Origin of the sequence: Rudaea sp. (assembly GCF_047601565.1) — a bacterium.
Lineage (GTDB): Bacteria > Pseudomonadota > Gammaproteobacteria > Xanthomonadales > Rhodanobacteraceae > Rudaea.
On the sequence record NZ_JASGIY010000001.1, the window covers coordinates 1,940,677 to 1,967,398 of the forward strand.

Consider the following 26,722-nt stretch of genomic DNA (forward strand, 5'->3'; position numbering starts at 1 on the left):
CGGAAATCCGACGAGCCGATCGCGGCTGCATGGTAAAGTCGTGATGCCTGAGCCGTCCTGAAGGGACCGGCAATCCATCCACCATTCCTTCCGGCGACGGTACGCCAGGAAATCTCCGCGAATGCGGATCTCGAACGGGAATTCCATACGCAATGAAAACTACGGATTGAGTGCAGCATGATCCTGATGATCGACAACTAGCATCGCGGTTCCTGGACATCCCACAGCATCCGTCGATGTCCAACAAGTCGCTGAAATAACTGGAATTATTGTCCATTGGCTTCCCTCGATGTCGATTGGCATCCCCGCGAAAAGCGGGTATCGTGGCGGGTATCGAAACGCCGATACCCGCACCCGACATGGCCCTCACGGACGCGAAAATTCGCAACGCAAAACCCGCCGAAAGTCCGATCAAACTTGCCGACAGCGGCGGCCTGTATTTGGAGGTTCGGCCCAGCGGTGTGAAGGTGTGGCGATACCGCTACCGCATCGCGGGCAAAGAGAATGTCTTCGCTCTGGGCGAATACTTCGGCGACAAGCGCGCAGGCCATGTCTCATTGGAAGACGCCCGTCGCGAGCGTGACAACGCGCGGCTATTGGTAAAGCGGGGAGTACATCCCGCGCACCAGCGTCAGACAGAACGCATGACGCAACTCACGAACGCGACGACTACGTTTGAGGGCGTGGCGCGAGAATGGATCGCGCAGAAGAAGGGAAACTGGACGGGCTACTACACGCGTCAGGTGGAAGGTTTCCTCGAAGGCGATGTGTTTGTGCATATCGGTAGGCTACCGATCCGCAGCGTGACGGCAGCGCATCTTCTGGAGATCGTTCGACGTATCGAAGGGCGTGGCGCCGAAACCGTCGCGCTGCTCGTACGCCAGTGGTGTTCCGCCAACCTAGCGAAATATCGGTGGCGCATCACACCACTCGGATCGGCGTGTGAGCCGCTACGTTCCCGACCGTGTCGCTAAGAACCCAATCGGCGGCCTGCACCCAGCAGTGCGCGGAGAACGGGTCAAGGGTGACGCCGAACACGATGTTCGCCGATAGTTTTCTTCGAGCGAGGAACTTTACTAGAGACAATGCGTCAAGTAGGCAGCATGTCTCGATTGGAACATAGGACCGCGCCTTCCTGAACGCCCCAACCGTACTCAGAAGGCGCTGTAGTGGCATCTCTCTAGAGTTCGCGGCGTGTGGGTCGGAATTCGAATCTCGATAGATAACGAGCCTATCGATGATGGTCTTCAAGTTACGGATTGCAAGCTGCAGTTGCGTCGAGCAGACCGTCACAAATGCATCTAGAAGTATAGGGATATTCAGAGCGTCGGCAGGCGCTCCTAGCTCGATCGCGCTGCGAGTGGCGAGGACTGGCCTGACGCTTGGCCGCCCAGAGAGAGGATCCTCGGTGAGGATTCTCTGTCGAATCAGGTCGGCGATGTCGTTGTCGTCCGGCTGGTCATTCGCTAGGCTGGCGACGAAAGCTCGCTCTAAGCGGTCGGAGAGCCGGAGGTATCGATCTGTCTGCAGATCGAGAAAAATCAAGCGGTCGTCGACGCGGCAGAAGGACAGATCGTCGCGCAACCTCGCTACCATTGTCGCGTCTCCGGCGAGGCGCACCAATCGGTGCGCCTCGCTTGGTTGGTTCAACGATCAGTCGTTGGAAATGCCGCCGCCGAACGATTCACCGAGAGGTTCGCCCGGATTGATGCCGCCACCCATGGTTTCGACACTCGCGACACCGAGTTCGATGATGTCCTGGTTCTGCGTGTTGTCGATCGTCTCTTTCATGATCTGTCTCCAGATTGGTTCGCGTCATGGGGCCATGACGGGCAGATCGTGGGCTCGCACTTATTTAATTGCAAAATAATTCTTCGGTAATTTGTTATTAATTAATAACAAACTGCCTCTACCGACGCAGAGCGGCGTGCCGACGTCATCTGGTCGTGGTCAATCCCCAGTGAGGATTCCCGACGGGGCGTCCGCCCGCTGCCGGCTCAACCGGCGCGCTCAGTGCGATAGGTAGGGTGTCGCGCTGAGGTGAGCCACGATGCGCGGCACGAGCTGCTTGCGGCGCTCGTGGTAGGCGATCAGTGCGGCTTTGAGAGCGGTGATGTCGCGCTTGCGCCAAAGGCGGTTGATGTGCGCGAGTTCGTCCGATGCGTCCGGGACGAGCGGTTGCTTGGCCCGCCGAATCGGCCCGAGCTTGTCGTCGGCTTGGCGTACCGCTTGATAGAGGTAGGGGTGATCGGTCGCGAGAGCGATGGCCTCGAACAGCTCACGCGTCTGCACGACGATGTCGTTGCCGCGTTTCGCGACGTGCGATGCGACCGGCTTCGACGCGGGCGCGAAGCCGATGTCGCAGGCCATGACCATGAGCCGTTCCATCCAGTCGTAGAGGTCGCGCAGTGCGACCACGCTGGCCAGCGGAAGGTGGAAGCCTTCGCGCGCGTGATCGGCGATTGCGCCCTCGCCAACGAGGCGGTAGAGCGCGAAGCGAACCGGCGTGGGGCGACGGTGCACGTGCGCGAGGTGGTCAAGGAGGCGCTGCGACTCAATGCGGCGGCGGTGCTTCTTTCGCACAACCATCCGAGCGGGAATCCGGAGCCGAGCAGCGCCGACCGGGCGATTACCCTGCGGCTCAAGCAGGCGCTGGAGCTGGTCGAGATTCGCACGCTGGATCACGTCATCGTCGGCGGCGGTGCGGCGGTGGCTTTTGCCGAAAGGGGGTGGCTGTGACGAAGGGGGGGGCTTCGGCCCCCTTTTTTTCCACAGTCGCGACTCGCTCGACATGATGGTGAGGCGGCCTTGCTGTTTCCTTCGACGCTATCACGGCGTGCTCGCCGTCAAGGGCTGCGCGCGTTGCGCTTGCGGCCTGCGACCGTCTGCGACCCCTGACAGCTTGCGCTGCGCCGTGACGGCCCGTGCCGGGCAATTCCGCCCGAGCAACGGAGATCGTCATGAGCGACAAGTCGTACGTTTCAATGGGGCAGCACGTCTGCGTGGTTTGCGGAGTCGCGTTCGACACGAGCGCGATCCTGCTGGATCGACGTTTGCGCGCGACCCTGGAACATTACACGAGGACGGGCTGGGGAATGTGCCCGGAGCACAAGAAGATGGCGCAGGACGGGTATATCGCGCTGGTGGAGTGCAATCCAGAACGCAGCGGCTCTCCGACAGCGAGTTCTCTCGTGAGGCCCGAAGACGTGCGTCGGACTGGGCGTCTGGCGCACATCCGACGCGAGGTGTTCGCGAGGATGTTCAACCTGCCGATCGTCCCGGAGCAGTCGTGCGTGTTCGTCGAGCCTAGCGTGATGGAGCGCCTGCAGGCGATGGCGGCGCGGCAGCTCAACTGAGCGAGCGGCGGTTGACGCCAGGGCGGGGGCTTCGGCCCTCGCTCTGGCTATATGCAGGCGTCCAGGTCGAACCCTTCGGTCAGCAGCCAGGCAGTCCCGCAATCCCGGCCAACTGGATCAAGCTCAAGTTCTGTACGCCGTCTTTACCCGTGAGCGAGGCAGTCGCCGTTCGGCAGTTGGTGAAATTCAGGACCAGCAGACCCCATTGCGTCGGTTTGAGTTGAGGACGGCTGAAAACGCCATCGGTGGAATAGCTCATATTGAGTACAATGGGTGTGTTCAGCCCGAGCGACGTCGGCCCTGTGTCGGAGATAAGCCACAGGCGGTTGCCCACGGCGTCCCATCCATAGTATGTGACCAAGAAGCCGGCGTTGGACATCAGCAAATTGAACCCCGAGCCGGTATAGATCGGGTCGTACCATAGGCCGCTCGCCGCCGATGAATTCGGAAGGTTACCGCCCGTCGCCACTAACGAACCCGAAGCGACGTCGAAACCTCCGGATATTTGCTGAGGATCGAAGCTCCAAGTCACCGTGTAGTGGCCATCGACAAGCTTCCCAAGCGATGCGGGCAGCATGAAGCCGGGAGAGAGCAGTGGACTGCATTCCGACCCGAAGTTGCTAGAAACCGCGCCGGGGCTCGAAATGTCGATCTGGGATGCACTGATTGTTACAGTGGGTGTTTGTACCTGACTGGGATTCAACCCTAACGGACACGCTCCCGATACGTAGACAGCATATACGGTCCCATCCACCGATTGACTGAAAGCAAGTGTGCGACTACTCGCAAAAGCAGGACAGGAAACGCTCCAAAGGACGGAAAGAAGAAGAAGCTTTGAAATTGTTCTCATGGTTACTTCTCGTGTTGCAATTTTTTAAATCGAATCCCCTTTTTTTTTCGAGTCCTTGCCTTACTTCCAGTTTAGTTATGCTCCGTAAAGGAAATGTAAGGAGCCGTTACAAAACCTCCGACCGCATGTGCCGTACAGGTGCCAAGATTAAGATTATTTGTCTCACCGGTCGTAGAGTTTTGAACACAACTATCTGTGGTACTAGTCAAGCTCGGATGGGCGGCGTTCATATCTCTGATTGATGTATTTACTGTAATGTACGAACCCGCGTTAAAGCTTGCTTGATACAAATTACCGTCGCCAAAAACGTTAAATTCCGATTGCTTCCAGCCTTGAGTGAGACTCAAGGTGTCGGTGAAATAATCGTAGGTTTCGTAGGCATTGCTTCCAATGGTCAGCGAGACCGAAGTGGGTAACGATATTCCGGACAGGGTATATCCGGCGGAAGTTGCGTTCATACTCAATGTTCCCAGGCCAGTCGCGGCCAGACTCGGAACCGATACCGCTGGACTGTTCATGTAACAATCGCCGGCGAAGTCTGTCGTCCATCCGCTGGGGCAATTTCCAGAATAGTTTATAAGCCAAAACTGAATTAGCAATTGCTGCAGACCCGTCGAATAAACGAATTGCTCCCAGCCCAAACAGCCAGTTTGACCGTTGCAAGCGGGCGTAGAAAAGAAGTTTGAATTCAGTTGAACCGAGTAGTCGTTCGCCCCGCCAGGATCAGATTCACTCATGACGCCGGACAGCGAGAAGCTTCCCGTGGAATTTATTCTCAGGCCGTTCGGCAAGTTGGATCCCTTTGCCGACCAATCGCCCGAACCACCGCCCACAGTTTGAATGGTGATGTTGTGGTCAAAGCTTTGAATTGAAGTTGGTCTCCGGCTTTCTGTATCCACGGCAGGCAATGCGAGAGAAGAATTGCGAAACGGTCTATCTATTGCCACTTCGCATTCGACGCTGGTCCAAGCGGTATCTGGATATGCCGCATGAAAACAACCGCTAGACGGAACAGGGGTTTGCGCAATTGTGTTGCGCCACGCCGATAGTATTTGTTCTGTTTGCTCCGCAACGTCGTCTGCCGCTATTGCAAAGCCGGGGAGGAATATCAATAGGCAGGCAAGTGCAGCTTGGTGGACGTTTCTCAGCTTGCTCATGGCGAACTTCCTTCCGTCAAGAAATCGCATGAATCTTCGTCGCTGGCGCTACGCGGGCCCTCGGATTGTGTAAACGCCGAGCCCGCGAGATATCGAAGCGATCTGGTTTCTCTGGCTACGCCGTTCACGGTTTCCGTGTGAGCGTTTGTTGTCGCTCGATCCCAGTAAGCAGACACCCGATCCGACCACGTGTCAACCGCCTTTAGCGGAACGGTGTTGGCGTAATGCATAAATGCCGTCTCCGTATCCGGTCGGGTTTTTCGTTTCAAATTGAAGGCAAGCCCCTTCCTTCGCCGGTGACTCCACCTCACCGCAGGGAATCGATGTCCCCACGTCGATATGACGCCTGAATTGGCGCGGGGCGGTCCCGGCCGCGACTGCGGCCGATCGCGCTCTCGTGCTGCGCATCGAGCCTCGCTGCTCGAGTCTCGCCCCGTTCGGGCATCCATCGCTGACGCCTCCGGCCCGGATTCCTAGATCCGGACCTGCGCGCTTCGCTTGCGTGCGGTTGGCGCTGGACGCTGCCGGTCCACGCGTCTTGCCTGAGTCCATCACCTTGTTCGCGACCGTAGCGCGCGTTCGCGTGCCGTCAAGGCGCGCGGGGCCGTGTCCTCGCCTGCGGCTGCGGGCCGCACCCACCCCGCGCTTGTCTCCTTGACTGCTCTCGTCCCCGCGCGATTGCGCCGCGGGCGATGAACTCAGGAAAGACGGTGGCAACCGGCCGTTCGGGTTCGTCGTGCCCGCCGCACCGAACAGCGAGAGCTGGGCTTCCGAATCTAGGAATCCGGTGTGCGGTGAATCAACCACCTTCAACTAGGAGCATGAGATGAACCGCATTGTTCTCGGAGACTGTCGTACCGTTCTGCCGACGCTGGCCGCGAGGTCCGTCGATTTCGTTCTCACCGATCCGCCGTATCTCGTGAACTACCGGGATCGAACCGGCCGCAGGATCGCCAACGACAACGATGACGCGTGGCTGCTGCCCGCGTTCAAGGCGGCGTTTCGCGTTCTGCGCGATGACGCGTTCTGCGTGTCGTTTTACGCATGGAATCGCGTGGATCGCTTTCTTGGCGCGTGGCGTGCGGCGGGGTTCAGCGTGGTGGGCCATGTTGTTTTCACGAAGCGGTATCACTCCAAGGCGCGCTTTCTGCGCTACATGCACGAGTCGGCATACCTGCTGGCGAAAGGGCAGCCCGAGCTTCCGGACGAACCGCTGCCCGATGTTCTTCCTTGGAAGTACAGCGGCAATCGCTTGCATCCGACGCAGAAGCCGGTCGAAAGCCTCATGCCGCTGATCGAGTCGTTCTGTCCTGAGGGCGGCATCGTCCTCGATCCGTTCTGCGGCTCGGGTTCGACGTGCGTTGCCGCGCATCGCACCGGACGCGAGTTTATGGGAATCGAACTGGACGCCAGGCATCACCGGACGGCGGTTGCGCGTCTGAATCGCCTGGTCCCGACCCAGAGGATGGCCGCATGAATCGCCGAGTGGAAATCATCGAAGGGTTGCGGGCGTTCCTGACGGGCCTCGGAAGTCGCAGTCGCAGCGAGTTGGACTTCATCGCGGCGTACGAGGGCTGGCCGGATCTGGCTGCGCGGGAGTTCGAGCGGCGCGTGATGGCGATGCTCGCCGGGCTGAGCGCGGAGGATTTGGCGGCAATTCTGCGGGAGGACGTGAATCTGCGCGAGCTTGCCGAGCACGTGCTAGCCGAAATCGACGGAGCGCAGCGACATGGCCAAGCCTGATCTCTCACCGGCAGCGAAGCGCGAGATTGCCGAGATCGCGCGCGTGCACCTGAAGATCGAAACGCTCGAAGAACGCCGGCTCGATTGCCTCGACGTTCACAAGCGCGCCTTCGCCGATGCGCGCCGCGCCGACAATCCGTACCTCGATCAAATGGTGGTGACGCCGAATAACCGGATCTACCTCGGAGCCGGCACGTTGATCCCTGCCGTTCTGCTCACCGGGATCAATAGCGATCTCCCCGGCATGATCACCGCGCAAGTCGTCCAAACGGTCTACGACACGGTGACGGGCGAACGCGTGCTGATTCCACAGGGCTCGACGCTGATCGGCGAGTACGACAGCCGGATCACGTACGGACAGGAGTGCCAGCGATTGTCGATGTATGTCGCGACGAGCGGGGCCGGATAGTTGGTCAGAGCAGCATCCGGTTCTGCCAACGCATAGACCCACAGACCGAAATCGTAGGTGGCCGCGAAGCGCTCTGCCGCGGCGCGTAGATCATCGCAATTTTTGGCCTGCGCTACCGCGTAGGTGAAATCAAGTTCGACGACGACACGTTCCGAATTTTCCAACGCCATCCTTACCCATCCTGGCTACGTATATGAGAAACAACTCCCCTGTTCCACACATGCTGGACACTCTCATTTGTCAGTCGTTGGCGGCCCACGCGCCTGATGATTCGTACTATGAAGGCGTTCGGCGCCGAGTCGAGTCGGCGTTCGACGCCGTTCGACGGTTTTATCATTCCGCAAGCAGCGCAACCTGCCGGAACATCGTCGAATCGGGGGCCGCGATCGCGTATTTACCCGATAATATCGACCGAATAGCAATCAATATTATGCACTCGGATGAAAATTATCGGACCTCACATTTTTTACAGTGGACGGAGCAAGAGGGATGGTGTAGCCCGAACAGGCAGCCTTTAACCGACGCGAGCCATGCGGAATTGGTGCGAGAAGTGCCATACGAATGCGGCTTGTGTACGTTGGCGTTGATGACGCTACAGCCGCTCAACGGGCAAAGCAGGGTAGGTCGATGAGCGAGGCGATTCCGTCGATTCGAATACTTCGCTTGCCGGCGGTCAAGGAAAAGACCGGGTTGAGCCGCAGCCAGATCTACCGCTTGATGGCGAACAATGACTTTCCAAGTCAAGTCGATCTGAGCGATCGGGTGGTTGGGTGGATTGAAGGAGAAATTGAGCTGTGGCTCAGGGAGCGAAAACGCCGCACAAGAGGTGAGGATTTTAACGCCCCCAAATGAAAGCGGCCGTCATCGCCGGCTTGAGGCGACCCGATATCCCAATTTCGCCGCGACAAACTTCAACGCATTCCGCTCGAGCGCCTGACAGAAGCGCTCGCAACTATGGTTGGTCGTCTGCTTCGGTCACGGCGGCAATTGCATCTACTTCCCAAAGTATTCCAGCGGCCATCGTCGACGGACAGTTCATGGAAGGCCATTTATCGGCGAGAATACCGAAGCGATCCTTTCGGATTCTTTGCAGGGCGAACCTGCGCGGTCCGAGTACCGCCGCGAAAAGCGGGTATCAGAGCGGGTATCGTGGGCATGTATCAGACGAGTTATTGTTGCAAAACAATAGGTTAGGTGCGATTTGATCCTGATGATCGACAACTACGACAGCTTCACCTACAACCTCGTGCAGTATCTCGGCGAGCTCGGCGAGGACGTGCGCGTGGTGCGCAACGATGAGCTGACGGTGGCGCAGATCGCGAAGCTGGCGCCGGAGAAGATCGTCATCTCGCCGGGGCCGTGCACGCCGAACGAGGCAGGCGTGTCGCTCGAGGTGATCGAAAAGCTCGGCGGCCGGGTGCCGATCCTCGGCGTGTGCCTGGGCCATCAGGCGATCGGGCAGGCGTTCGGCGGCAAGGTGGTGCGCGCACGCACGATCATGCACGGCAAGACCTCGCCAATCCATCACAAGAATATCGGCGTATTCGCCGGCCTGCCGAATCCGTTCGAGGCGACGCGGTATCATTCTCTCATTGTGGAAAAGGATACTTTGCCGGCCTGCCTCGAAGTCACCGCGTGGACGCGGCATGCGGACGGCAGCGTCGACGAGATCATGGGCCTGCGCCACCGGGCGCTGCCGATCGAGGGCGTGCAATTCCATCCCGAGTCGATCATGACCCAGCATGGGCACGACCAGTTGCGCAATTTCCTGCGCGCGCCGAAGCAGGCGGCGTGACGATGTCGATCACTCCGCAACAGGCGCTGCAGCGCACGATCGAGCACCGCGAGATCTTCCACGACGAAATGGTCGACCTGATGGGCCAGATCATGCGCGGCGAGGTGTCGTCGACGATGATGGCCGCGATCCTCGCTGGCCTGCGCGTGAAGAAGGAAACCGTCGGCGAGATCGCCGCCGCCGCGCGCGTGATGCGCGAGATGGCGGCGAAGGTGCCGCTGGCCGGCGGGAACACGCATCTGGTCGATATCGTCGGCACCGGCGGCGACGGCTCGAATACGTTCAACATTTCGACCGCGTCGATGTTCGTCGTCGCCGCGGCCGGCGCGCGCGTGGCCAAGCACGGCAACCGCAGCGCCTCGTCGAAGTCGGGCAGCGCCGACGTGCTCGAGGCGTTCGGCGCGGCGATCGATCTCGCGCCGGCGCAGGTCGCCGCGTGCCTCGACGAAACCGGCATCGGCTTCATGTACGCGCCGAACCACCACCCGGCGATGAAGAACGTCGGCGCGGTGCGCAAGGAAATGGGTGTGCGCACGCTGTTCAACATCCTCGGTCCGCTGACCAATCCCGCGGACGCTTCGCACATTCTCATGGGCGTATTCCATCCGGACCTCGTCGGCATCCAGGTGCGCGTGCTGCAGCGGCTCGGCGCGGGCAATGCGCTCGTGGTGTGGGGCCGCGACGGCATGGACGAAATTTCGCTTGCGGGCCCGACCCTCGTCGGGGAGCTGCGCGATGGACGCGTCGACGAATACGAAATCGAACCGGCGCAGTTCGGCTTCACCGCGGTCGATTCCGCCGTGCTGCGCGTGGACAATCCCGAGCAGTCGAAGGCGCGCGTGCTCGAGGCGCTGGAAAACCGCGCCGGCGCGGCGCGCGATATCGTCGCGCTCAATGCCGGCGCGGCCTTGTATGCCTCCGGCGCGGCGGCGTCGATCGCCGCCGGTGTCGATGCGGCGAAGGCCGCGCTCGAAAGCGGCGCCGCGCGCGCGAAGCTCGACCAGTTCGTCGCGGTGACGCGGCGGCTCAAGGAAACCTCGTGAGCGCTGCGGGATTCGCGCGCACGCCGAAACCGCCGTACTATGCGGTGATCTTCTCGTCGCGGCGCAATGGCGAAGGCGAAGCGGATTATGCGGCCGCAGCCGAACGCATGTTCGGGCTCGTGCAGACGCAGCCGGGCTTTCTCGGTGCCGAATCCGCGCGCGATGCCGGCGGCTTCGGCATCACGGTCGCGTACTTCGACAGCGAGGAAAACATCCGTCTCTGGCGCAACCATGCCGAACACGCAGTGGTGCGCGAGCGCGGCAAGCGCGAGTGGTACGAGCATTTCGAAGTGCGCGTGGCGAAGGTCGAGCGCGCCTACAACGGTCCGAATTCCTGAATGAGCGACATCCTGAAAAAGATCCTCGCGCGCAAGACCGCGGAAATCCGCGAACGCAGCGGCCATGTGTCGTTGCGCGAGTTGTCCGCGCGCGTCGCCGATGCGCCGCCCGTGCGCGGCTTCGTCGCCGCGCTCGAAGCGAAGATCGCGGCCGGGCAGCCCGGCGTGATCGCCGAGGTGAAGAAGGCGAGTCCCTCGAAAGGCGTGATGCGTGCGGATTTTCGTCCCGCCGAGATCGCGCGCAGCTACGAGGCCGGCGGCGCGGCCTGTCTGTCGGTGTTGACCGACGTGGATTTCTTCCAGGGCGCCGACGTCTATTTGCAGCAGGCGCGCGCGGCGTGCTCGCTGCCCGCATTGCGCAAGGATTTCACGATCGACCCCTATCAGGTCTACGAGGCGCGCGCGCTCGGCGCGGACTGCATTTTGCTGATCGTCGCCGAGCTCGGCGATGCGGCCCTGCTCGAATTGTCGGCGCTCGCGGAAGAGCTCGACATGGATGTGCTCGTCGAAGTGCACGACGGCGACGAGCTGGAGCGGGCGCTGGCGACGTCCGCGCGCCTGATCGGCATCAACAATCGCAATCTGCGCACGTTCGAGACGACGCTCGACACCACGCTGGGCCTGCGCGCACGTGTTCCTGCCGAAAGGCTGCTCGTCACCGAGAGCGGCATCGTCACGCGCGAGGACGTCGCCAGGATGCGCGCCGCGGACGTGCAGGCGTTCCTGGTCGGCGAGACCTTCATGCGCGCGGAAGATCCCGGTGCAGAGCTCAAGCGTCTGTTCTCGCCGTGATCGAGGCGGCAAGGAATCCCCGTACGCCCATTGTGCTTTTCGATTTCGACGGCGTGCTGTTCAAGGGCGATGCGTTCACCGCGTTCATGCGCGAGCGCTGCAGTTGCCAATGGTGGCGCGTCGCAATCGCATCGCCGCTGCTGCTGGCCGCGTCGCCTTTCACCCTGATCCGCAAGACGCGGCGGCACGCGCTTCGCTTTCTCGTCCATCTTGCCTGGTTCGGCACGCCGTTGCCGCGCTATCGCCGTCTTGCGCAGGATTTCGGCGCGGCGCTCGCGCGCGACGCGCGGCGTTTCTCGCGGCCCGCACTCGACGCGCTCAACGCGCATCGCCACCGCGGCGCGCGCGTCATCGTCGTCACCGGCTGCGAGGAAACGCTCGCTCGTGCGGCGCTGGACGGACTCGGCCTGCGCGAGATCGAGCTCGTCGCCTCGCAATTCGATGCGGGCCGCTTCGGTCCGCGCATCGCGGTCCATAACGTCGGTTTGCAGAAGGCGCACCAGTTGCGCCTGCGCGGCGTGCGCGCGCCATGGGATGTGGCCTACGGCGATTCGTTCGCCGATCTCGACATGCTTGCCGCGGCGCGTTCCGCCGTGCTCGTCAATCCGGATCGCGCGCTGCTCGCGAAGCTGTCGGCGCGCCTGCGCACGCGTCTGTCGATCGTGGAATGGTAAGCCGCCCCGGCCCATACGGGGGCCGTTGCAAAGCCCCTCAGTGCGAGTCGAACACCACCATGTTCTTGCCCGACACCGAGATCATGCCCTGGCTTTCGAGCTGCTTGAGCACGCGCCCGACCATCTCGCGCGAGCAGCCGACGATGCGGCTGATTTCCTGGCGCGAGATGCGGATCTGCATGCCCCTCGGATGCGACAGCGCATCGGGCTCGCTGGTCAGGTCGATCAGGGTCTTGGCGACGCGGTTGGTCACGTCCATGAAGGCGAGGCGGCTGACCTTGCGCGAAGTGTTGAGCACGCGGTTGGTGAGCTGGGTGCCGATCGCGAACAGGAGTTTCGGCAGGTCCTCGCGCAGCGGGCCTGCGGCGAGTTGGAACAGGCGCTCGTAGCTGATCTCGGCCAGGTCGCACGCCGTGCGCGTGCGTACGGTCACCTCGCGCTGCGGCGTTTCCACGAACAGGCCCATCTCGCCGATGAACTCGCCGGCGTTGATGTAGGCGAGGATCAGTTCGCGGCCTTCCTCGTCCTCCGAGGAAACGGTCACCGAGCCGTCGACGATGAAGTAGAGGATGTTCGCGGAATCGCCGGGGCGGATGATGACCGTCTTGCGCGGATAATGGCGCAAATGGCATTCCTCCAGGAACCGGTTCAACGTCGGCTGGTCCAGAACCAGCGCGTGCGGGGTTTGTACACGCGCCACGGCTTTTTGCAAGGTGTAACGCAAGGGTTGGGGCACGCTTGACCTCATTCTTCGAGCTGTTCGGAAACGGTCGATCGCCCCGTTGCAATCACGGCGATTTCAAGGGAATTCCGGATCGACCCCGCCGGGCATCTTAGACGAAAAAAAGCGACAAGATGTATTGCCGAAAGAAAATTCTCCGGAAACGACGCGAGGCGATGATGCCATTCGCGGGCGCCCGGCACCCCGGTGTCGGCGGCGAGGTTTCCCCCGTCATCGACTTGGCCCATAATCGCCCCCCTTCACCGCATTCGCGGCGCGTTTTTCGAGGATTTCCACCATGGTCAAGCCCATCCCGCGCCTGAAGCTGCAAGGCTTCAACAACCTGACCAAGGCGCTGAGCTTCAACATCTACGACATCTGCTATGCGGTGACGGCCGAGCAGCGCGACCGCTACATCGAGTACATCGACGAGGCCTACGATTCGGACCGCCTCACGAAAATCCTCACCGACGTGGCCGACATCATCGGCGCGAACATCCTCAACATCGCGCGCCAGGACTACGACCCGCAGGGCGCCTCGGTCACGATCCTGATTTCCGAGCAGCCGATCATCGACAAGCGCGACGCCGGGCGCGAGCTGATCTCCGACGCGGTCCACGAGCACCACGACGCCAGCGCCGTCGCGCATCTCGACAAGAGCCACATCACGGTGCACACCTACCCGGAGACGCACCCGCACAACGGCATCGCGACCTTCCGCGCCGACATCGACGTGGCCACCTGCGGCGTCATTTCGCCGCTGAAGGCGCTGAACTACCTGATCGACAGCTTCGAGTCGGACATCGTGACGATGGACTACCGCGTGCGCGGCTTCACCCGCGACGTGAAGGGCAAGAAGCACTACATCGACCACCGCATCAACTCGATCCAGGAATACCTGGCCAAGCACATTCGCAACAAGTACGAGATGTTCGACGTCAACGTCTACCAGGAAAACATCTTCCATACGAAGATGCATGTGAAGGAGTTCGATCTCGAGACCTATCTGTTCGAGGCGCACGCCAAGGACCTGTCGTTCAAGGAACGGCTGCGCATCGAGTCGCTGCTCAAGCGCGAGATCGAGGAGTTGTTCCACGGGCGTAATCTGACCTAGGTCGCCGTTGTCGCGGTGCCTGCTGGCGTAGGCACGATTTTCTTGTGCTTTTTCGCTTGTCATTCCCGCGCAGACGGGAATCCGGTTTTTGCTCTGACTTTTTGATCTTTTTGTCGCCGGCCCTTCGCCTTTCCGTTCGCGTCCAGCGCGCGGGTCACTTTGCACAAAGAAAAGTAACCAAAAGAAACGTATCCCGGATGCTGCGCCCTCCGTGCTTCGCGGTACGGGTGCGCGAGGGCATGCCCGGGGTTCGCTCGGTGGACATCCCTGTCCATTCGCGAACTCGCGCACCTTCTGCGCGCAATCCCGCGGCCAATTCCGTCATGCCCTCGTCGTGGCAAACAGGGGCCCGAACATCCAAGGTCGGATCAAAGGCCAAGCCGGGGACCGCCGTCGCACCTGCGCTTACCTTTGGCCTATGTGCGGGGTGTGCGCGCCGAATAGACTGGCAAATTGCATTGCGCCCGGAGGTCTTCCATGAAACGCACTTTGGTCTGGCTGGCCTGCGCCGGCTTCATCGCCGCCTGCTCGCAATCGGCCCCGCCTCCCGCGGAAAAGGCCCCTGCGGCTGCTCCGGTCGCTGCCGCGCCGACCCCGCCGCCTGCGCCTGCGCTGACGTCCGGCGTGACGAAGGAGAACATGGATACGTCCGCGCGGCCGCAGGATGATTTCTATCGCTACGTCAACGGGCACTGGCTCGATGCCGCGCAGATTCCGGACGACATGCCGAGGACGGGCGCCTTCATCAAGCTCGACGACGATGCCAAGACGAACATCCGCGCGATCATCGAGGATGCGGCGTCGAAGCCCGATCCGGCGAACAAGGACAAGCAGAAGATCGCCGACCTCTACGCGAGCTTCATGGACGAGGCGGCGCTCGAAACTGCGGGCCTCAAGCCGCTCGACGCCGAATTCGCACGCATCGACGCGCTCAAGGACAAGAAGGAAATCCCCGCGCTCGTCGCGCATTTCCTCATGATCGGCGTCACCTCTCCGTTCGGCGGCTTCGTCCACCAGGACAACAAGGACTCGACCAAGTACGTCATCGACCTGCAGCAGGACGGCCTCGGCCTGCTCGACCGCGACTACTATCTCGAGAACGACGCCAAGCTCAAGCAGATCCGCGAGGCCTACGCCAAGTTCATCGAAAAAATGCTGACGATGTCCGGCGACAAGGCCGCGGCGGCCAACGCCAAGGCGATGCTCGCGTTCGAAACCGAATTGGCGCGCGTGCAGTGGACCAAGGTGCAGCTGCGCGATCCGATCAAGGGCTACAACAGGGAGTCGTTCGCCGACCTCGCCAAGCTCGCGCCGGGCTACGACTGGAAGAGCTTCCTCGTCGCTGCCGGCATCGAGGGCAAGACCGACTACGTCATCGTCGGCCAGCCGAGCTACCTCGCCTGCATGGACAAGCTCCTCGTGAAGATGCCGCTGGCGACGCTGAAGACGTATTTCCGCTGGCAGCTGCTGCGCAACTACGCCAGGTACCTCAACAAGGATTTCGTCGACGCGCGCTTCGCCTTCTATGGTGCCTAACTGCGCGGCGTGCCGGTCGACCAGCCGCGCTGGAAGCGTGGCGTCGCGCTGACCGAAGGCATCATCGGCGAAGCGGTCGGCACGCTCTAGCGGCCCAGTCGGCGGCGAGTGAAGATGTGCATGGCGGGCGGGATGCGAAGCGAGTCGAGGCTCGTCATCGTATCCCGCCGTTTCCCGTTTCAATAGTGTTTGGTATCGGGGTCGTAGACGGTGGCCTGGCGGGCAATCATCGTCCACGCGTCGTCGGCGTATTGCCAGAACGTTGGTGCTGCGGCGATGGATCGTCTTGCCTTTTTCCGGCCCGAAGTCGGGCACCACGGTTTCGTCGGACATGGTCACGGCGACGTTGCCGTAGAACTCGATCCTCTCCAGCCGCGATTGGTATCCCCCTTCGTAGTCGAGCAGGCCGCGCCTGATCGCGCCGAACACTTCGTTGCGGGTCAGCACGCGGTTGCCGGGACTGTTGACGAGCAGTTTCGGCGACCAGAGCTTTTCGAGCGCGGCGATGTCGTGCGCGTTGATGGCCTTGCCGACCGCCGCGCCGGCGATGGCCAACTTCTTCTTCGCTTCGGCATCCAGCTCCTGGGCATGTGCGTTGCCCAGGCAGGCCAGCGCGAATGTGACGGCGAGCAACGACGATTTCATCTTCAGCATGGCGTTTCTCCGGTAGTGGAACGGTATGCGGCGCGGGACGCGGCGCCGGCTACAGCAATTTCAGGTAGGCGACGATGTCGGCGCGATCCTGTTCGGACAGTTCGATTCGCGCCTGCGGCTGGAGGAAGCCGAAGCCGCCGTGCAGGAATCGCTGGTAATGCTCCACGGCTTCTTCCAGCGTGGCCGCCGAACCGTCGTGGAAGTACGGCGCCTTGCGCGCGACGCCGCGCAGCGACGGAATCTTGAAAATCTCGGAGAAGAAGAACGCCGGATATTTCGCGAACTCCGGCGGCAGCGAGGCGATTTGGGTGTAGCTCAGCGCGATGCCGAGGTCCGGGCTTTCGAACGGTGTCCACTTCCCGCCCGGTCCCTCGAGCAGCCACTTGCGCACTGGATAGCCCGGCTTGTTCTCGGCGGAGACGTTGGTGAAGCCGAAGCGGATGCCGGCTGCGAGTCCGGCGGGCGGCAGCTCCGGGACGAACGGCACCGGCGGGAAGAATCGTTCGATCTCTTTGGTCGTCGTGTCCAGGCGCGGGCCGCCGTGGCACATCGCGCAGATGCCGTGGCCCGTTTTCAGATCGACCGGCTGCGCGACGAAGAATTCGCGTCCGCGCTTCTCCGCGTCGCTGCGGCCGGGCGGCAGACTCGGAGCGGCGCCGCCGTTCGCGTAGGCGCGCATGTCGTCGGAAGTGAACAGCATCGCCTTCTGGAATGCGGCGACCGCGTCGAGTTCGGCCCGCGTCGCTGCGCGCGCGGGCTGCATGTGCGTCCGGATCGCGTCCTGCGCCTGGAAGGGCAGATCGGGGGCGCGGCCGTCCCACATCAGAACGGGATCGAGCGCGGCCACGTCGTGGGTGACGAGGTTGCGGCGAAACAGCGTCACCGCGGTCGCGTTCGGATCGTCGGCGAGCTTCACGTTCGGCGGCAGCGCGATCGTCACGCGCACCGTGCCGTACTTCAACAGCCGGTCGTAGGACTTGCCGTCGCCGTCGTCGCTGTCGATCGCGCGAAACAGTGGATCGTGCGGATTCTTCGCGTAGCGCTCGCGCGCGTCCGCGAGGCCGAACGTGCCGCTGCCCAGCGCATGGCAGGTTTCGCAGGTGCGGCCGTTGCCGCCGAAGGTTTCCTGCGAGAACACGCGCATACCTTCGAGCAGCTGCGCCTTGTCGGCGCCGCCGCGCTCTTCGATCGCGGCGCGCATGTGCGCATCGTCGGCGGCCGCATGCGCGCCGGGTGCGACGCTCTCACGGCACGCGGACAGCAGCGCCAGTGTGGCAATGGCGAATCCCGCAGCGAGCGCGTAAACGGCTTGGGTGGCGGGAGCGATTCGTGAAGGGCTGCGGTCCTCACGCTCGAATCTGGATTTCATGACTTGAACCTTTTCATCGGATCAGCGCAGTCCGGGCCAGAGCGCGATGCCGTCGCCGTGCGCCGCGGAGGGAATCGACGCCTCGAGCGTCCAGGTCTTCAGGTCCAGCACATCGACGTTGCCGCTCAGCCAGGTGGCGATGAAGGCTTCGTCGCCGACGACGGCAATGCCGTGCGGCATGCGGTCCACGTCGAAGCGGCGTGCGACCGTGTTCGTCGCGAGATCGATCGCTTCGAGCAGGCCCTTCTTGCCGCCGCCGCGCGCGAGCGGCGCTTCGTCCTCGCCGACCAGCAGGAACTTTCCGTCCGCAGTCGGGCAGGCGGCGAACGGGAATCCCGCGACCGGAATTTCCCGCGCGATTTCGTCCGTCGCCGTGTCGATCGCGGCGACGCTGCGCGCGTTGCCGTTGGTCACGAACAGGCGCTTGCCGTCGCGCGACAGTGCGAGGCGCTGCACGAGGTCGGAAACCGCGATCACCTTGGCGAGCTTGCGTCTCTTGAGATCGAGCACGCTGACGCTGCCCGCGCCGAGGTTGGCCGTGTACAGCTTGCGGCCGTCCGGAGTCGCTTCGAGCATGTGGGTCTGCTCGGCGCCGGTCGGAATCCGTGCCGTGATCTTGCCGGTCCGGGTATCGACGATCGCGACCGCCTGCGCCAGTTCGGCCGAAACGAGCAGGCTGCCGCCCTTCGTGGTCAATACCTTGTGCGGGCGCAGCGGCTTGCCCAGATCCCAGGACTTCGTCGCCGTGCGCGTCGCCATGTCGATCACGTCGATGGCGTGTCCGTCCGCGCCAGGCATGCCGACGATCGCGTCGCTGTACGAGGGCGTGTAGGCGGTCCTGCCGTCGGCCGAGAACGCCACTTCGTGCGGCCAGCCCGGCACGGCGATCGCGCCGGCCACCGCCTTCGCGCGCGGGTCGACCAGCACAAGGCGATGGCCTCTTGCCTCGGGGATTACCAGCAATGGCCCGTTGCGCGTGTCCTGCGCGTGCACGGGCAACGCCGCCGGTGCGAGCAGCAACGCGAATGCAAGGCCCATGAATGGGAATCTCGTTTTCATCGTCGGTCTCCGGACCGGGCAAGCGGCATTTCGAGAAAGGCGAACCGCGCTCACGGCGGCGACAGCCGATCGACGAGCGCGCGCAGCGGCGCGCTGTAGGCAAGCGGGCCGAGCGCCAGCATCATGCCGACGATGACGCCCGCGCCGACCCACCAGGCGCGATGGATGCGCCGCCGGTTCGCGAGGTCGAACGCCATGCCGGCGCCGACGTAGGCCAGCATAGCGCAGGTCAGGATGAGCGGAACCGGGACGCCGAGCGCACTCAGCGGCAGCAGCCGCGGCACGGCCGGCGACATGATGATCACGTTGCCGCACAGCATCAGCCGGCGGTGCCAATCGGGCCTGCGCCGCAGGGCGAGGCCGGCCGCCAGCAGGCCGGCGAAGGCGACGACGTTGAGCAGGTTGAGCGCGAGGAAAACGTCGGGCCGGAACACCGGCGGCACCGCGCCGCGCCGGATGCACATCACGGCGGTGACCAGCGCCAGCGGCACCATCGCCGCGGCCAGCGCCGCGCCGAACACGCCCAGCCGGCGGTGCAAAGCGACGGAGCCGCGATCCACCAGCGCGCATTGCACCACGAACAGCATGATCCACGCGGCGAACACGAGGCCGTGCGCCACGACTTGAAACGGCAGCTCGGTCCAACGGACGAAGCCGGCCGCTTCGATCCGGCCGAAGCCGGCGAACACCGTCGCCGCGATCGCCAGCGACATCCACAAAAAGAAACGGCGTTCGGACAGCACGGCCGGTCGGATCGAAACGTTGCTGTTCATGGGCCTTCTCACGGGATGGGCCGACGATTCGGGGAACGCGGACGGCCGTCCCCTTGACTGGACTTCAGTAGACGATCAGATGGAATGCGCCCGCGGGATGGAATTTGAGCGTGATGCGATTGCCCGCGGTCGCCAGCCCCTGGAAGTTCGTTCCCGTCACCGAAACGAAGCGCCCGTCGACGGGGAAGTTGAAATCGAGATAGATCTCGTCGTCGCCGCCGCTGTAGCTGAAGGCCCCTGATACCGCGATGCCGCAAGGCACGACCGCCGCACTGTTCGCCGCGAGCTGGGAATTGAAGCACCGTACGACTTGTGTCTGGTCGACGACTACGGCCGCCTTGACCCAACCGCCTTGGTTCAGGCCCTGCTGCGCGGGGCCGTAGGCCACGAATGCGTAGCCGTGATCGCTGTGGCCGGACACACCGATGCCGTCTTGGCTGACGCCGGCGACACCGGTGCCGCTCGAAGCGCCGCCGAGCACACCCCCCGCCGTGCCTTGGTCGGCGAAGCCGGCTACCCCGACGTGGTTGTTGCTGCTCGTATGGCCATGCACGCCGTCGAAATTGGCGCTCTCGCCGGAAATGCCCGGGCCGCCGTTGCTGCTGCCGGCGACGCCGGCAGCAGCGTCGCTGCCGGTGACGCCCTGCACGCCATTGCCGTTGCTGCTGGTGCCGAGGACGCCGACCGCAGCGGCCGCGTCTCCCCATATCGCCGCAGGCCAACCGGCGGTACCCGAGCCAGTGCCGTTTATGCCGCGCACGCCGGTCTGGCCCGACGTATTGGCGACCGAGAACGCCGCGCCGGTCGTCGCCGTGGTTCCGCTGTACGGCAGCGCGAAATCGCTACCGCCGCTGGGCGCGTCGGTGCAGACCCAGCTCATCCCGTTCCATTGCGCAATCTGGCTGGACGCGCAGCCTTGCGGCAATTGGTAGGTGGGTGCGACGGAGAACGCGCTGCCGTTCAGCGCCAGGCCGGTGCCGGCCGAATAACTGGCGGAATTGCCACTGCCGCTGCACGGCCCGAGCTGGCCGCTGGCGCTGTCGTAGCACACCGGAAGGCTCTGCTGCGTGCCGTTGACCAGCACGGGCATCACGATGTTGCCGCCTTCGTCCACGCGCAGGCGAACCTGCGCGCCGGTGGAATCCTTGACGACGAAGCCGCTGCCCGCGGCGGGCTGGACGACGACGTCGGCGGCCGCGGCGTTCTGCATGCCGGCGAGGGCCAGCGCGGCAACGAGGAAAAGAATGCGGAAACCGGGGCGGTTCATGGACGTTTCTCCATCGATCTGGAAAGAGTTTGTCGGGAAAGGCCGCGCCACGCGGCGAGCATCAGTAGCGCGAGCAGCAGCCAGCGGCCGCAGCCGAGCGCCGGCGCGGGAACCGCCGTGCCGTTGCCCGTGCCGCCGCCGGGTGTCGCGTCGGCGAACCAGTTGACGAGGTTGCCGCCGTCGATCGAGTGGAACGACGCGGCCGGCCCCGGCGCGATGCGCGCACCGCCGCCGGCGTCGTTGTCGCGCGCGTCGACGTAGGCGATGGTCTGCGCGGCGCCGTTGTTGAGCGCGAGCACGCCGCGTTGCCCGGCGCTGGCGCTGACGACTTTGAGCAATTGCCCGGCCACGCCTTGCAGCGTGAGCGCATGCGCCACGCTCTGCGCGAGGCCGACCGGGAAAACGAGCCGCTTCGCGCTGGCCGTGGTGACGACGAGGTCGTGGAAGCCGGTCGTGCCGGACAGCGTGCTCGTGCCGCTGCCGCAGGCGTCGACGATCGCCACGCCGCCGCTGCCGGCGACGAAGCTGCCGGCGTTGGCGAAATCGCCGCCGAGCGCGATGCCGCTCGCGCCCGCGGCGAAGCTGCCGCCGGCGAGGTCGAAATCGGCAATGCCGGTGAGCGCGGCGGCGCCGGCCGTTGCGGCACCGGCGATAGCGAGGTTCGAACAACCCAGGTCGACGCGCGCGTCGCCGAAATCGAACGACGACCCGGCGCCGACCGTGATCGTCGCGGCGGCGGATTGCGCCGCCAGGCACAGGGGGACCGCGGCAAACAGCAGCGCCGCGGCCAGCCGGCCGCACAGGCGCAGTGCGCTCATGGCCGCACCGGCGCGACGGCAAACGGTTTGTGCGGATTTGGCTTCCTCAAATGTTCTCATCGACGTGCTCCGGGGGTGGCAGTCGCGCGGTCGGCCGTGCCGCGGAGCTCATGGCCTCGTGCCGGTGCGTCCTGCTCCGCGGCCGCAGCGGAGGGCGTGACGACGGCAAGACCGTCACCTGCGCTGCTCGCCGCACTGATCGGTCGCGCGTAATGCGCGGTGCCGATGGAGTGCGTGCCCGCGCCGAGCGGGACGGCGGCATGGCTGACGGTGCTGCTGGCGCCGGCACGTAGCCTTGTGCGGCAAGCCACAGGGTCCGCAGGGAGGACGAGAACACGGATTGGTCCTCAAGCCCTGTTCTGCAACACGCGCCGCAGCGCGAACAACGCCAACGCGATGGCGAGTGCGATCAACCAGGCCGGCGCGAGCATCGGCGCGGCGACCGATGGCGCGCTCACCGCAGGCGCGGCGGCGATGACGACGCTGACCGGACCGCCGGTGCTCGCGGCGTAGCTGGCATCGCCCGAATACTGCGCGGTGACGCTGTGCGTGCCGAGGGCGAGGCTGGCGCTGGCGAACGTCGCCGTGGCGCCGTCGAGCGGCGCGCTGCCGATGGCGCTGGCGCCGTCGAGGAAGGTGACGCTGCCGCTCGGCGCCACTGCGGCAACCGCATTGCCGCCGGGCGAGGCCGGCGCTTGCGCGCGCGGATTGGCTTGCTGGATCGCCGTCGCGGCGACGGTGGCGGTGAAATGGACGGTTTGTCCCGGCGTGGCGCTGGTCGGGCTGGCGCCGAGCGTTGTCGTTGTGGCGGCAGGCTGGGTCGGCGCGGAAGCGTCGGGCGGCAGCACCGCCAAGCCAGGATGCGCCTGCCCGCCGATGTGGGCGAAATATCCGCCCGCGTAGACATTGCCGCTGGCATCGAGGGCAAGCGCAAACAACCAGTCGTCGGCCAACGGATTCCAGTTCGCATCGACCGCCCCGCTGCCCGTGCCCGACAGTTTAGCGATATGACTGCGCGACTGCCCGCCGATCTGGGTGAAAGCTCCGCCCGCGTAGACATTCCCGCCGGCATCGACGGCGAGCGCAAACACACTGCCGCTGGCCGACGGATTCCAACTCGCATCGGCCGCCCCGCTACCCGTGCCCGACAGTTTGGCGATTTGGCTGCGCGACTGCCCGCCGATGCTGCCGAAATTTCCACCCGCGTAGACGTTGCCGCTCGCATCGACGGCAAGCGCATCCACCGCGTCGCTGGCCGACGCATTCCAGTTCGCATCGGCCGCCCCGCTGCCGGTGCCGGACAGTTTGGCGATGTAGCTGCGCGACTGCCCGCCGATGCTGCTGAAATATCCGCCCGCGTAGACGTTCCCGCCGGCATCGAGGGCAAGCGCAGTCAACCGGTTGTCGGGCGACGGGTTCCAGTTCGCATCGGCCGCCCCGCTGCCGGTGCCGGACAGTTTGGCGATGTAGCTGCGCGACTGCCCGCCGATGCTGCTGAATTGTCCGCCCGCGTAGACATTGCCGCCGGCATCGACGGCGAGCGCAGTCACCCAATCGTCGGGCGACGGATTCCAGTTCGCATCGGCGGTCCCGCTGCCCGTGCCGGACAATTTGGCGATGTACTTGCGCGACTGCCCGCCGATGTTGCCGAACCATCCGCTCGCGTAGACATTGCCGCCGGCATCGACGGCAAGCGCAGTCACGGAATCGTCGGCAGACGGATTCCAGTTCGGATCGACCGATCCATCGGCCAGTATTTTGGCGATATTGCTGCGCCGCGTGCCGTTGACCTCGGAGAAATCTCCGCCGACGACCATGCCGCCGCCGGGCAGGCGCGCCACGGCGAGGACGGAGCCTCCTGAATTCAAGTAGGGATTCGGCCACGGCGCCGGCGTTTGCGCCGCGACCAGCCCGGCGAACATCAAGGCGAGAAAACCTGCAATTCGAGCGATCGTTCTGCGCGGATTGGACGAACGAAACTGTTTCGACTCGTGTTCGGGTTTCTGCGCGGACAGGGCGGCGGCGCGCGGGGTTCGGTTTCGGGTTTTCACGGTCGGCAATCCTTCTTCGCAACGGGTTCGTCCTGTATTACGCCGAGCGGCGTTCAAGTCCGCCACGCGATCGCGCCGCGGTCGGGTCGGCGTTCCGCAGCGCGTTTCGGCGTATGAACTAGAGATCGGCAAGAAATCCGCGGCTCGCGTTTTCGGTGCCGTGCGGTATCTTCTGGAGCGAGGCAACATCGGGGCCGTTCATGCCGGGAACCGTCGAGCTGTACGAACTCCTCCGCCGCGCGCTCGATGCGCCGCCGGCACGCCGTGCCGCGCTCCTCGATGCGGCCTGCGCGGGCGACACCGCGCTGCGCAAGCGCCTCGAACGTCTGCTCGAAATGGCGGAACGCCGCGACGGCTTCCTCGACCGCTCGCCGCTCGCGGATGCAAGCGCGCCGCCTTCAGCGCAGCACGTGCATGCCGCCGGACGCGTCGTCGGCGCGTATCGCCTGCTGCGGCCGATCGGCAGCGGCGGCATGTCCGAGGTATGGCTGGCCGAGCGCGTCGAGGGCGGCTTTCGCCAGCAGGTCGCGATCAAGTTGATCCAGGGCGCGCGCGGCGCGGCCGGCGAGCGTTTCCGCGCGGAGCGCGAGATCCTCGCCGCGTTGGCGCATCCGGGCATCGCGCGGCTGTTCGACGGCGGCGTCGAGCCGGGCGGCGCGGCATGGATGGCGATGGAGTACGTCGAAGGCGAGCACCTCGCCGTGTACTGCCGCGCGCGCGGCTTGCCGCTGGCCGAACGGCTCGCGCTGTTCATGCAGGTGTGCGACGCGGTCGCGTATGCGCATACGCGCCTCGTCGTGCATCGCGACATCAAGCCGGCGAACATCCTCGTCACGCGCGAGGCGCAGGCCAAGCTGCTCGATTTCGGCATCGCCAGGCTGCTCGACGACGAAACGCGCGAGGCCACGCGCACGCTGCAGATGACGCCGGCCTACGCCGCGCCCGAGCAACTTTCCGGCGGCCGCATCGGCACCGCGACCGACGTCTACGCGCTCGGCGTGACCCTGTTCGAGCTGCTTACCGATCGCCTGCCGTGGATCGACGACTCGGCCCCGTTGGCAGGCGCGGTGCATCGCCTGCTCGATGCGCCATTGCCGTCGCCGAGCCGCGTCGCCGGCGCCGGCGCCGATGCGCCGGTGGGCCGGCGCGCCTTGCGCGGCGACCTCGACGCGATCGTCGGCAAGGCGCTGCGCCGCGAACCCGACGCGCGCTACGCGGACGCGCGCGCACTCGCCGACGACCTGCGCCGCCATCTCGCGCACGAACCGGTACGCGCGCGCGCGGACGCGAAGAGCTACGTGCTGCGCCGCTTTCTGCGCCGCCACTGGCTCGCGCTGTCGACCGCGGCGGCGGTGTTCGTCGCGATGGCGGCGGCGATCGTCGCGGTCACGCAGCAGGTGCACAAGGCGCGGCTCGAAGCGCAGCGCGCCGCGGCGGTGCAGTCGTTCATGGTGGACCTGTTCCGTACCAATTCGAGAAACCAGGCCAATCCGCTCAAGGCGCGTCAAACCACCGCGCGCGAACTGCTCGACATCGGCGCGAAACGAATCGACGCGGCCATGAGCGATGCGCCCGACGTCAAGCTCGGCGTATTGCCTCTGCTCGGGGATCTGTACAAGGAACTGGAACTGACCGACAAGGAAATACCCTTGCGTCGGCAATATGTCGAACTGACTCGGACGGTCAATGGCCGGAATTCGAGTCAGACGGCGGCGGCGCTCACCGATCTGGGCGACGTCCTGTATCGAGCGGGCGATTCGAAGCAAAGCGAGGCGGCGCTGCAGGACGCACAAGCCATCCTCGATGCCAACCAAGAGCATGCTTCGCCGACGCGGGCGCGGCTGCTGCTTCGCCAAGCGCAGTTCTACCGCCTCAGCGACCCGTCGCGCGCGCTCGATTACGCGCAGCAGGCACAGCATCTCTTCGCCCGGCTGCGACCGTCGGCGGAATTTGCCGAGCTGTTGCAGCTGCAGGCAAAGATGCAGGCGGGCAACGGCAATTGGCAGGGAGCGGTCGCCCTGATGAATCGCGTCATTGAGGTGCTGCGCACGTTGCCCGACGCGGACGCCGGCCTTGCCGAAGCGTACGGCACGCTCGCGAATTTTCAGCTCCAGGCGCTCGATTACGCCGATGCCGAGCGTAATGCGCGGCTGGCGTTGCAGTCGTCGCTGACCGTGAACGGAGAGAAGCATATTCAGACCGTGCGAAAAACCACCTCGCTGGGCACGGTCCTGTTTCAGGTCGGCCGTGCCCGCGAGGGTCTCGATTTGCTTGCGCAAGCCAAACAGCAGTTCCTTGCGTTGCCGGGCGAGCAGGATCCGACCGACGTGGCGTACGTACTGGGGACGCACGGCGATTATTTCCGCATGGCGGGAGACATCGAGACCGGTCTGGCCGATATGGAAGTCGTGGCGCGAACGCTGCGCCAGAATCCGCAGAGCACGATGCTCGCGTCGATCATCAGCGAAACCAGCGCGATATGGACGGATATGGGGCGTTACGACGCGGCGGACGCAGGGCTGAAGGAAGCCGCGGCCATGCGCGAGGCGGCCGGCCAGAAACCCGGCACGGCGATGTTCAATCCGATCACACAGAATCGCTTCGACCTGGCCTTGGCGCAGAGGCGATTTGCCGATGCGCGGCAACAGCTCGATCGCTATGTCGTGGCGGAAACGAATACGCAAGGACTGCATCGATTCGCGCTGATTCGTCAGTTGATGACGATCGAGCTGCAGGCGCGTTCCGGCGACTTTGCCGCCGTCGCCGGCACCGCGGCAAGCGTGCGCGCGATACTCGAAGCCAGCGGCCACGCCGACTTGTTCGAACGGGTTTCCGCCCGGGTCGCTTTTTTCGAGGGCATGGCCGAACTCGGCAACGGCAATCCTGGCGGCGCCCGGCCTCTACTGCGGAGTGCGCTGGCCGGACGCGAAAGAAATTTATTGCCGATGAGCGCGGATATCGCCGAAGCCCAGATCGCTCTCGCCGAATGCGAACTCGCGCTCGGCCACTTCGCGCAGGCGCACGAACTGGCCGACAAGGCGCAGGCCATCCACGCGCAGCACAAGGAACTCGGCGAGCACTATCGCGAACCGCTGCGCCGGCTGCTCGCGCATCTTGCCGCCGGTAAACCAGGCATTGCCAAGGCTGCGCGGCAGCCCTCTTCGGAATGAGGCAGCTTTTTTTTGCGAAGACACCGACAGGAA

The 26,722-nt window shown here is 64.2% G+C and carries 28 protein-coding genes and 2 pseudogenes; 16 read left to right on the top strand and 14 right to left on the bottom strand.

What is annotated here, in order from left to right:
- Positions 1–359: 359 nt before the first annotated feature.
- Positions 360–974 carry a tyrosine-type recombinase/integrase gene (locus QM741_RS08360; protein WP_415207254.1) on the top strand — a complete coding sequence of 205 codons (615 nt, stop codon included), beginning with the start codon at positions 360–362 and terminating at the stop codon, positions 972–974.
- Here QM741_RS08360 and QM741_RS08365 read toward each other — a convergent pair.
- The 3 genes from QM741_RS08365 to QM741_RS08375 all read right to left on the bottom strand — a co-directional run bounded on the left by QM741_RS08365 (position 922) and on the right by QM741_RS08375 (position 2,418).
- The gene (locus tag QM741_RS08365; protein WP_415207255.1) at positions 922–1,584 is read right to left on the bottom strand and encodes a lasso peptide biosynthesis B2 protein; all 663 of its coding nucleotides are present in this window, start codon (positions 1,582–1,584) and stop codon (positions 922–924) included. The two genes, QM741_RS08360 and QM741_RS08365, sit on opposite strands and share 53 nt — an antisense overlap.
- Positions 1,585–1,653: 69 nt before the next feature.
- Positions 1,654–1,791: a benenodin family lasso peptide gene (locus tag QM741_RS08370; protein ID WP_415207256.1), complete on the bottom strand. Its 138-nt coding sequence runs from the start codon at positions 1,789–1,791 to the stop codon at positions 1,654–1,656.
- 219 nt (positions 1,792–2,010) lie between these two features.
- Positions 2,011–2,418 carry a hypothetical protein gene (locus QM741_RS08375; RefSeq protein WP_415207257.1) on the bottom strand — a complete coding sequence of 136 codons (408 nt, stop codon included), beginning with the start codon at positions 2,416–2,418 and terminating at the stop codon, positions 2,011–2,013.
- Between the two features lie 93 nt (positions 2,419–2,511).
- Between QM741_RS08375 and QM741_RS08380 the strand changes: the two are divergent.
- Together QM741_RS08380 and QM741_RS08385 are read left to right on the top strand one after the other, a co-directional pair.
- Positions 2,512–2,739 (top strand): annotated as a pseudogene (locus tag QM741_RS08380) (JAB domain-containing protein); the annotation flags it as partial.
- A gap of 221 nt (positions 2,740–2,960) precedes the next feature.
- Positions 2,961–3,356: an ATPase gene (locus QM741_RS08385; protein ID WP_415207258.1), complete on the top strand. Its 396-nt coding sequence runs from the start codon at positions 2,961–2,963 to the stop codon at positions 3,354–3,356.
- Between the two features lie 79 nt (positions 3,357–3,435).
- Here the strand turns inward: QM741_RS08385 and QM741_RS08390 are convergent, their stop codons facing one another.
- Positions 3,436–3,933 (bottom strand): hypothetical protein, encoded by a 498-nt coding sequence (locus tag QM741_RS08390; protein ID WP_415207259.1) that lies wholly within the window; start codon positions 3,931–3,933, stop codon positions 3,436–3,438.
- A 344-nt stretch (positions 3,934–4,277) separates the two neighbouring features.
- A complete protein-coding gene (locus QM741_RS08395; RefSeq protein WP_415207260.1) occupies positions 4,278–5,363 on the bottom strand; it encodes a hypothetical protein in 1,086 nt (361 codons plus the stop codon).
- 826 nt (positions 5,364–6,189) lie between these two features.
- On the opposite strand from QM741_RS08395, the gene QM741_RS08400 reads away from it, so the two are divergent.
- From QM741_RS08400 to QM741_RS08440, 9 genes are all read left to right on the top strand, one after another.
- On the top strand, positions 6,190–6,840 hold the full coding sequence (locus QM741_RS08400; RefSeq protein ID WP_415207261.1) for a DNA methyltransferase: 651 nt from the start codon (positions 6,190–6,192) through the stop codon (positions 6,838–6,840).
- The gene (locus QM741_RS08405; RefSeq protein WP_415207262.1) at positions 6,837–7,106 is read left to right on the top strand and encodes a hypothetical protein; all 270 of its coding nucleotides are present in this window, start codon (positions 6,837–6,839) and stop codon (positions 7,104–7,106) included. Before QM741_RS08400 ends, QM741_RS08405 begins: the two co-directional genes overlap by 4 nt.
- Positions 7,093–7,515 (top strand): TrbI/VirB10 family protein, encoded by a 423-nt coding sequence (locus QM741_RS08410; RefSeq protein WP_415207263.1) that lies wholly within the window; start codon positions 7,093–7,095, stop codon positions 7,513–7,515. Before QM741_RS08405 ends, QM741_RS08410 begins: the two co-directional genes overlap by 14 nt.
- Positions 7,516–8,142: 627 nt before the next feature.
- The gene (locus tag QM741_RS08415; RefSeq protein WP_415207264.1) at positions 8,143–8,367 is read left to right on the top strand and encodes an AlpA family transcriptional regulator; all 225 of its coding nucleotides are present in this window, start codon (positions 8,143–8,145) and stop codon (positions 8,365–8,367) included.
- 349 nt (positions 8,368–8,716) lie between these two features.
- Positions 8,717–9,310 (top strand): anthranilate synthase component II, encoded by a 594-nt coding sequence (locus QM741_RS08420; RefSeq protein WP_415207265.1) that lies wholly within the window; start codon positions 8,717–8,719, stop codon positions 9,308–9,310.
- 2 nt (positions 9,311–9,312) lie between these two features.
- Complete coding sequence (gene trpD, locus QM741_RS08425; RefSeq protein WP_415207266.1) at positions 9,313–10,353, top strand: anthranilate phosphoribosyltransferase; 1,041 nt, start codon at positions 9,313–9,315, stop codon at positions 10,351–10,353.
- Positions 10,350–10,691, top strand: coding sequence for an antibiotic biosynthesis monooxygenase family protein (locus tag QM741_RS08430; protein WP_415207267.1), 342 nt, complete (start codon positions 10,350–10,352; stop codon positions 10,689–10,691). The genes trpD and QM741_RS08430 overlap by 4 nt, the downstream gene beginning before the upstream one ends.
- On the top strand, positions 10,692–11,483 hold the full coding sequence (gene trpC / locus QM741_RS08435; protein WP_415207268.1) for an indole-3-glycerol phosphate synthase TrpC: 792 nt from the start codon (positions 10,692–10,694) through the stop codon (positions 11,481–11,483).
- A 32-nt stretch (positions 11,484–11,515) separates the two neighbouring features.
- A complete protein-coding gene (locus tag QM741_RS08440; RefSeq protein ID WP_415207269.1) occupies positions 11,516–12,157 on the top strand; it encodes a haloacid dehalogenase-like hydrolase in 642 nt (213 codons plus the stop codon).
- A gap of 37 nt (positions 12,158–12,194) precedes the next feature.
- On the opposite strand, the gene crp is transcribed toward QM741_RS08440, so the two are convergent.
- Together crp and QM741_RS08450 are read right to left on the bottom strand one after the other, a co-directional pair.
- Positions 12,195–12,869 (bottom strand): cAMP-activated global transcriptional regulator CRP, encoded by a 675-nt coding sequence (gene crp, locus QM741_RS08445; protein ID WP_415209097.1) that lies wholly within the window; start codon positions 12,867–12,869, stop codon positions 12,195–12,197.
- A gap of 32 nt (positions 12,870–12,901) precedes the next feature.
- Positions 12,902–13,126, bottom strand: a complete 225-nt coding sequence (locus QM741_RS08450) for a hypothetical protein (protein WP_415207270.1) — start codon at positions 13,124–13,126, stop codon at positions 12,902–12,904.
- 50 nt (positions 13,127–13,176) lie between these two features.
- Here QM741_RS08450 and speD point away from each other — a divergent pair, with 50 nt between their 5' ends.
- Positions 13,177–13,992 carry an adenosylmethionine decarboxylase gene (speD, locus tag QM741_RS08455; protein ID WP_415207271.1) on the top strand — a complete coding sequence of 272 codons (816 nt, stop codon included), beginning with the start codon at positions 13,177–13,179 and terminating at the stop codon, positions 13,990–13,992.
- A gap of 477 nt (positions 13,993–14,469) precedes the next feature.
- Positions 14,470–15,528, top strand: a complete 1,059-nt coding sequence (locus QM741_RS08460; protein WP_415207272.1) for a hypothetical protein — start codon at positions 14,470–14,472, stop codon at positions 15,526–15,528.
- 333 nt (positions 15,529–15,861) lie between these two features.
- On the opposite strand, the pseudogene QM741_RS08465 reads toward QM741_RS08460, so the two are convergent.
- Positions 15,862–16,050: pseudogene (locus tag QM741_RS08465) on the bottom strand (nuclear transport factor 2 family protein); the annotation flags it as partial.
- Between QM741_RS08465 and QM741_RS08470 the strand changes: the two are divergent.
- A complete protein-coding gene (locus tag QM741_RS08470) occupies positions 15,962–16,198 on the top strand; it encodes a hypothetical protein (RefSeq protein WP_415207273.1) in 237 nt (78 codons plus the stop codon). The pseudogene QM741_RS08465 and the gene QM741_RS08470 overlap by 89 nt on opposite strands.
- A gap of 33 nt (positions 16,199–16,231) precedes the next feature.
- On the opposite strand, the gene QM741_RS08475 is transcribed toward QM741_RS08470, so the two are convergent.
- The 6 genes from QM741_RS08475 to QM741_RS08500 form a co-directional block, all read right to left on the bottom strand.
- Positions 16,232–17,551 (bottom strand): hypothetical protein, encoded by a 1,320-nt coding sequence (locus tag QM741_RS08475; RefSeq protein ID WP_415207274.1) that lies wholly within the window; start codon positions 17,549–17,551, stop codon positions 16,232–16,234.
- A 21-nt stretch (positions 17,552–17,572) separates the two neighbouring features.
- Positions 17,573–18,610: a hypothetical protein gene (locus QM741_RS08480; protein WP_415207275.1), complete on the bottom strand. Its 1,038-nt coding sequence runs from the start codon at positions 18,608–18,610 to the stop codon at positions 17,573–17,575.
- Between the two features lie 50 nt (positions 18,611–18,660).
- Entirely contained in the window at positions 18,661–19,383 is a 723-nt protein-coding gene (locus tag QM741_RS08485) for a hypothetical protein (RefSeq protein ID WP_415207276.1), read from the bottom strand.
- Between the two features lie 64 nt (positions 19,384–19,447).
- A complete protein-coding gene (locus QM741_RS08490) occupies positions 19,448–20,650 on the bottom strand; it encodes a hypothetical protein (protein WP_415207277.1) in 1,203 nt (400 codons plus the stop codon).
- A complete protein-coding gene (locus QM741_RS08495; protein WP_415207278.1) occupies positions 20,647–21,468 on the bottom strand; it encodes a hypothetical protein in 822 nt (273 codons plus the stop codon). Before QM741_RS08495 ends, QM741_RS08490 begins: the two co-directional genes overlap by 4 nt.
- A gap of 347 nt (positions 21,469–21,815) precedes the next feature.
- Positions 21,816–23,519: an Ig-like domain repeat protein gene (locus QM741_RS08500; protein ID WP_415207279.1), complete on the bottom strand. Its 1,704-nt coding sequence runs from the start codon at positions 23,517–23,519 to the stop codon at positions 21,816–21,818.
- A gap of 200 nt (positions 23,520–23,719) precedes the next feature.
- On the opposite strand from QM741_RS08500, the gene QM741_RS08505 reads away from it, so the two are divergent.
- The gene (locus QM741_RS08505) at positions 23,720–26,689 is read left to right on the top strand and encodes a protein kinase domain-containing protein (protein ID WP_415207280.1); all 2,970 of its coding nucleotides are present in this window, start codon (positions 23,720–23,722) and stop codon (positions 26,687–26,689) included.
- Positions 26,690–26,722 lie beyond the last annotated feature (33 nt).

Coding starts and splice junctions, on each gene's coding strand:
- QM741_RS08360 (WP_415207254.1), top strand. CDS start 360: ATGGCCCTCACGGACGCGAAAATTCGCAACGCAAAACCCGCCGAAAGT.
- QM741_RS08370 (WP_415207256.1), bottom strand. CDS start 1,791: ATGAAAGAGACGATCGACAACACGCAGAACCAGGACATCATCGAACTC.
- QM741_RS08385 (WP_415207258.1), top strand. CDS start 2,961: ATGAGCGACAAGTCGTACGTTTCAATGGGGCAGCACGTCTGCGTGGTT.
- QM741_RS08390 (WP_415207259.1), bottom strand. CDS start 3,933: ATGCTGCCCGCATCGCTTGGGAAGCTTGTCGATGGCCACTACACGGTG.
- QM741_RS08395 (WP_415207260.1), bottom strand. CDS start 5,363: ATGAGCAAGCTGAGAAACGTCCACCAAGCTGCACTTGCCTGCCTATTG.
- QM741_RS08400 (WP_415207261.1), top strand. CDS start 6,190: ATGAACCGCATTGTTCTCGGAGACTGTCGTACCGTTCTGCCGACGCTG.
- QM741_RS08405 (WP_415207262.1), top strand. CDS start 6,837: ATGAATCGCCGAGTGGAAATCATCGAAGGGTTGCGGGCGTTCCTGACG.
- QM741_RS08410 (WP_415207263.1), top strand. CDS start 7,093: ATGGCCAAGCCTGATCTCTCACCGGCAGCGAAGCGCGAGATTGCCGAG.
- QM741_RS08415 (WP_415207264.1), top strand. CDS start 8,143: ATGAGCGAGGCGATTCCGTCGATTCGAATACTTCGCTTGCCGGCGGTC.
- trpD (WP_415207266.1), top strand. CDS start 9,313: ATGTCGATCACTCCGCAACAGGCGCTGCAGCGCACGATCGAGCACCGC.
- trpC (WP_415207268.1), top strand. CDS start 10,692: ATGAGCGACATCCTGAAAAAGATCCTCGCGCGCAAGACCGCGGAAATC.
- QM741_RS08450 (WP_415207270.1), bottom strand. CDS start 13,126: ATGGGCCAAGTCGATGACGGGGGAAACCTCGCCGCCGACACCGGGGTG.
- speD (WP_415207271.1), top strand. CDS start 13,177: ATGGTCAAGCCCATCCCGCGCCTGAAGCTGCAAGGCTTCAACAACCTG.
- QM741_RS08460 (WP_415207272.1), top strand. CDS start 14,470: ATGAAACGCACTTTGGTCTGGCTGGCCTGCGCCGGCTTCATCGCCGCC.
- QM741_RS08475 (WP_415207274.1), bottom strand. CDS start 17,551: ATGAAATCCAGATTCGAGCGTGAGGACCGCAGCCCTTCACGAATCGCT.
- QM741_RS08480 (WP_415207275.1), bottom strand. CDS start 18,610: ATGAAAACGAGATTCCCATTCATGGGCCTTGCATTCGCGTTGCTGCTC.
- QM741_RS08485 (WP_415207276.1), bottom strand. CDS start 19,383: ATGAACAGCAACGTTTCGATCCGACCGGCCGTGCTGTCCGAACGCCGT.
- QM741_RS08490 (WP_415207277.1), bottom strand. CDS start 20,650: ATGAACCGCCCCGGTTTCCGCATTCTTTTCCTCGTTGCCGCGCTGGCC.
- QM741_RS08495 (WP_415207278.1), bottom strand. CDS start 21,468: ATGAGCGCACTGCGCCTGTGCGGCCGGCTGGCCGCGGCGCTGCTGTTT.
- QM741_RS08505 (WP_415207280.1), top strand. CDS start 23,720: ATGCCGGGAACCGTCGAGCTGTACGAACTCCTCCGCCGCGCGCTCGAT.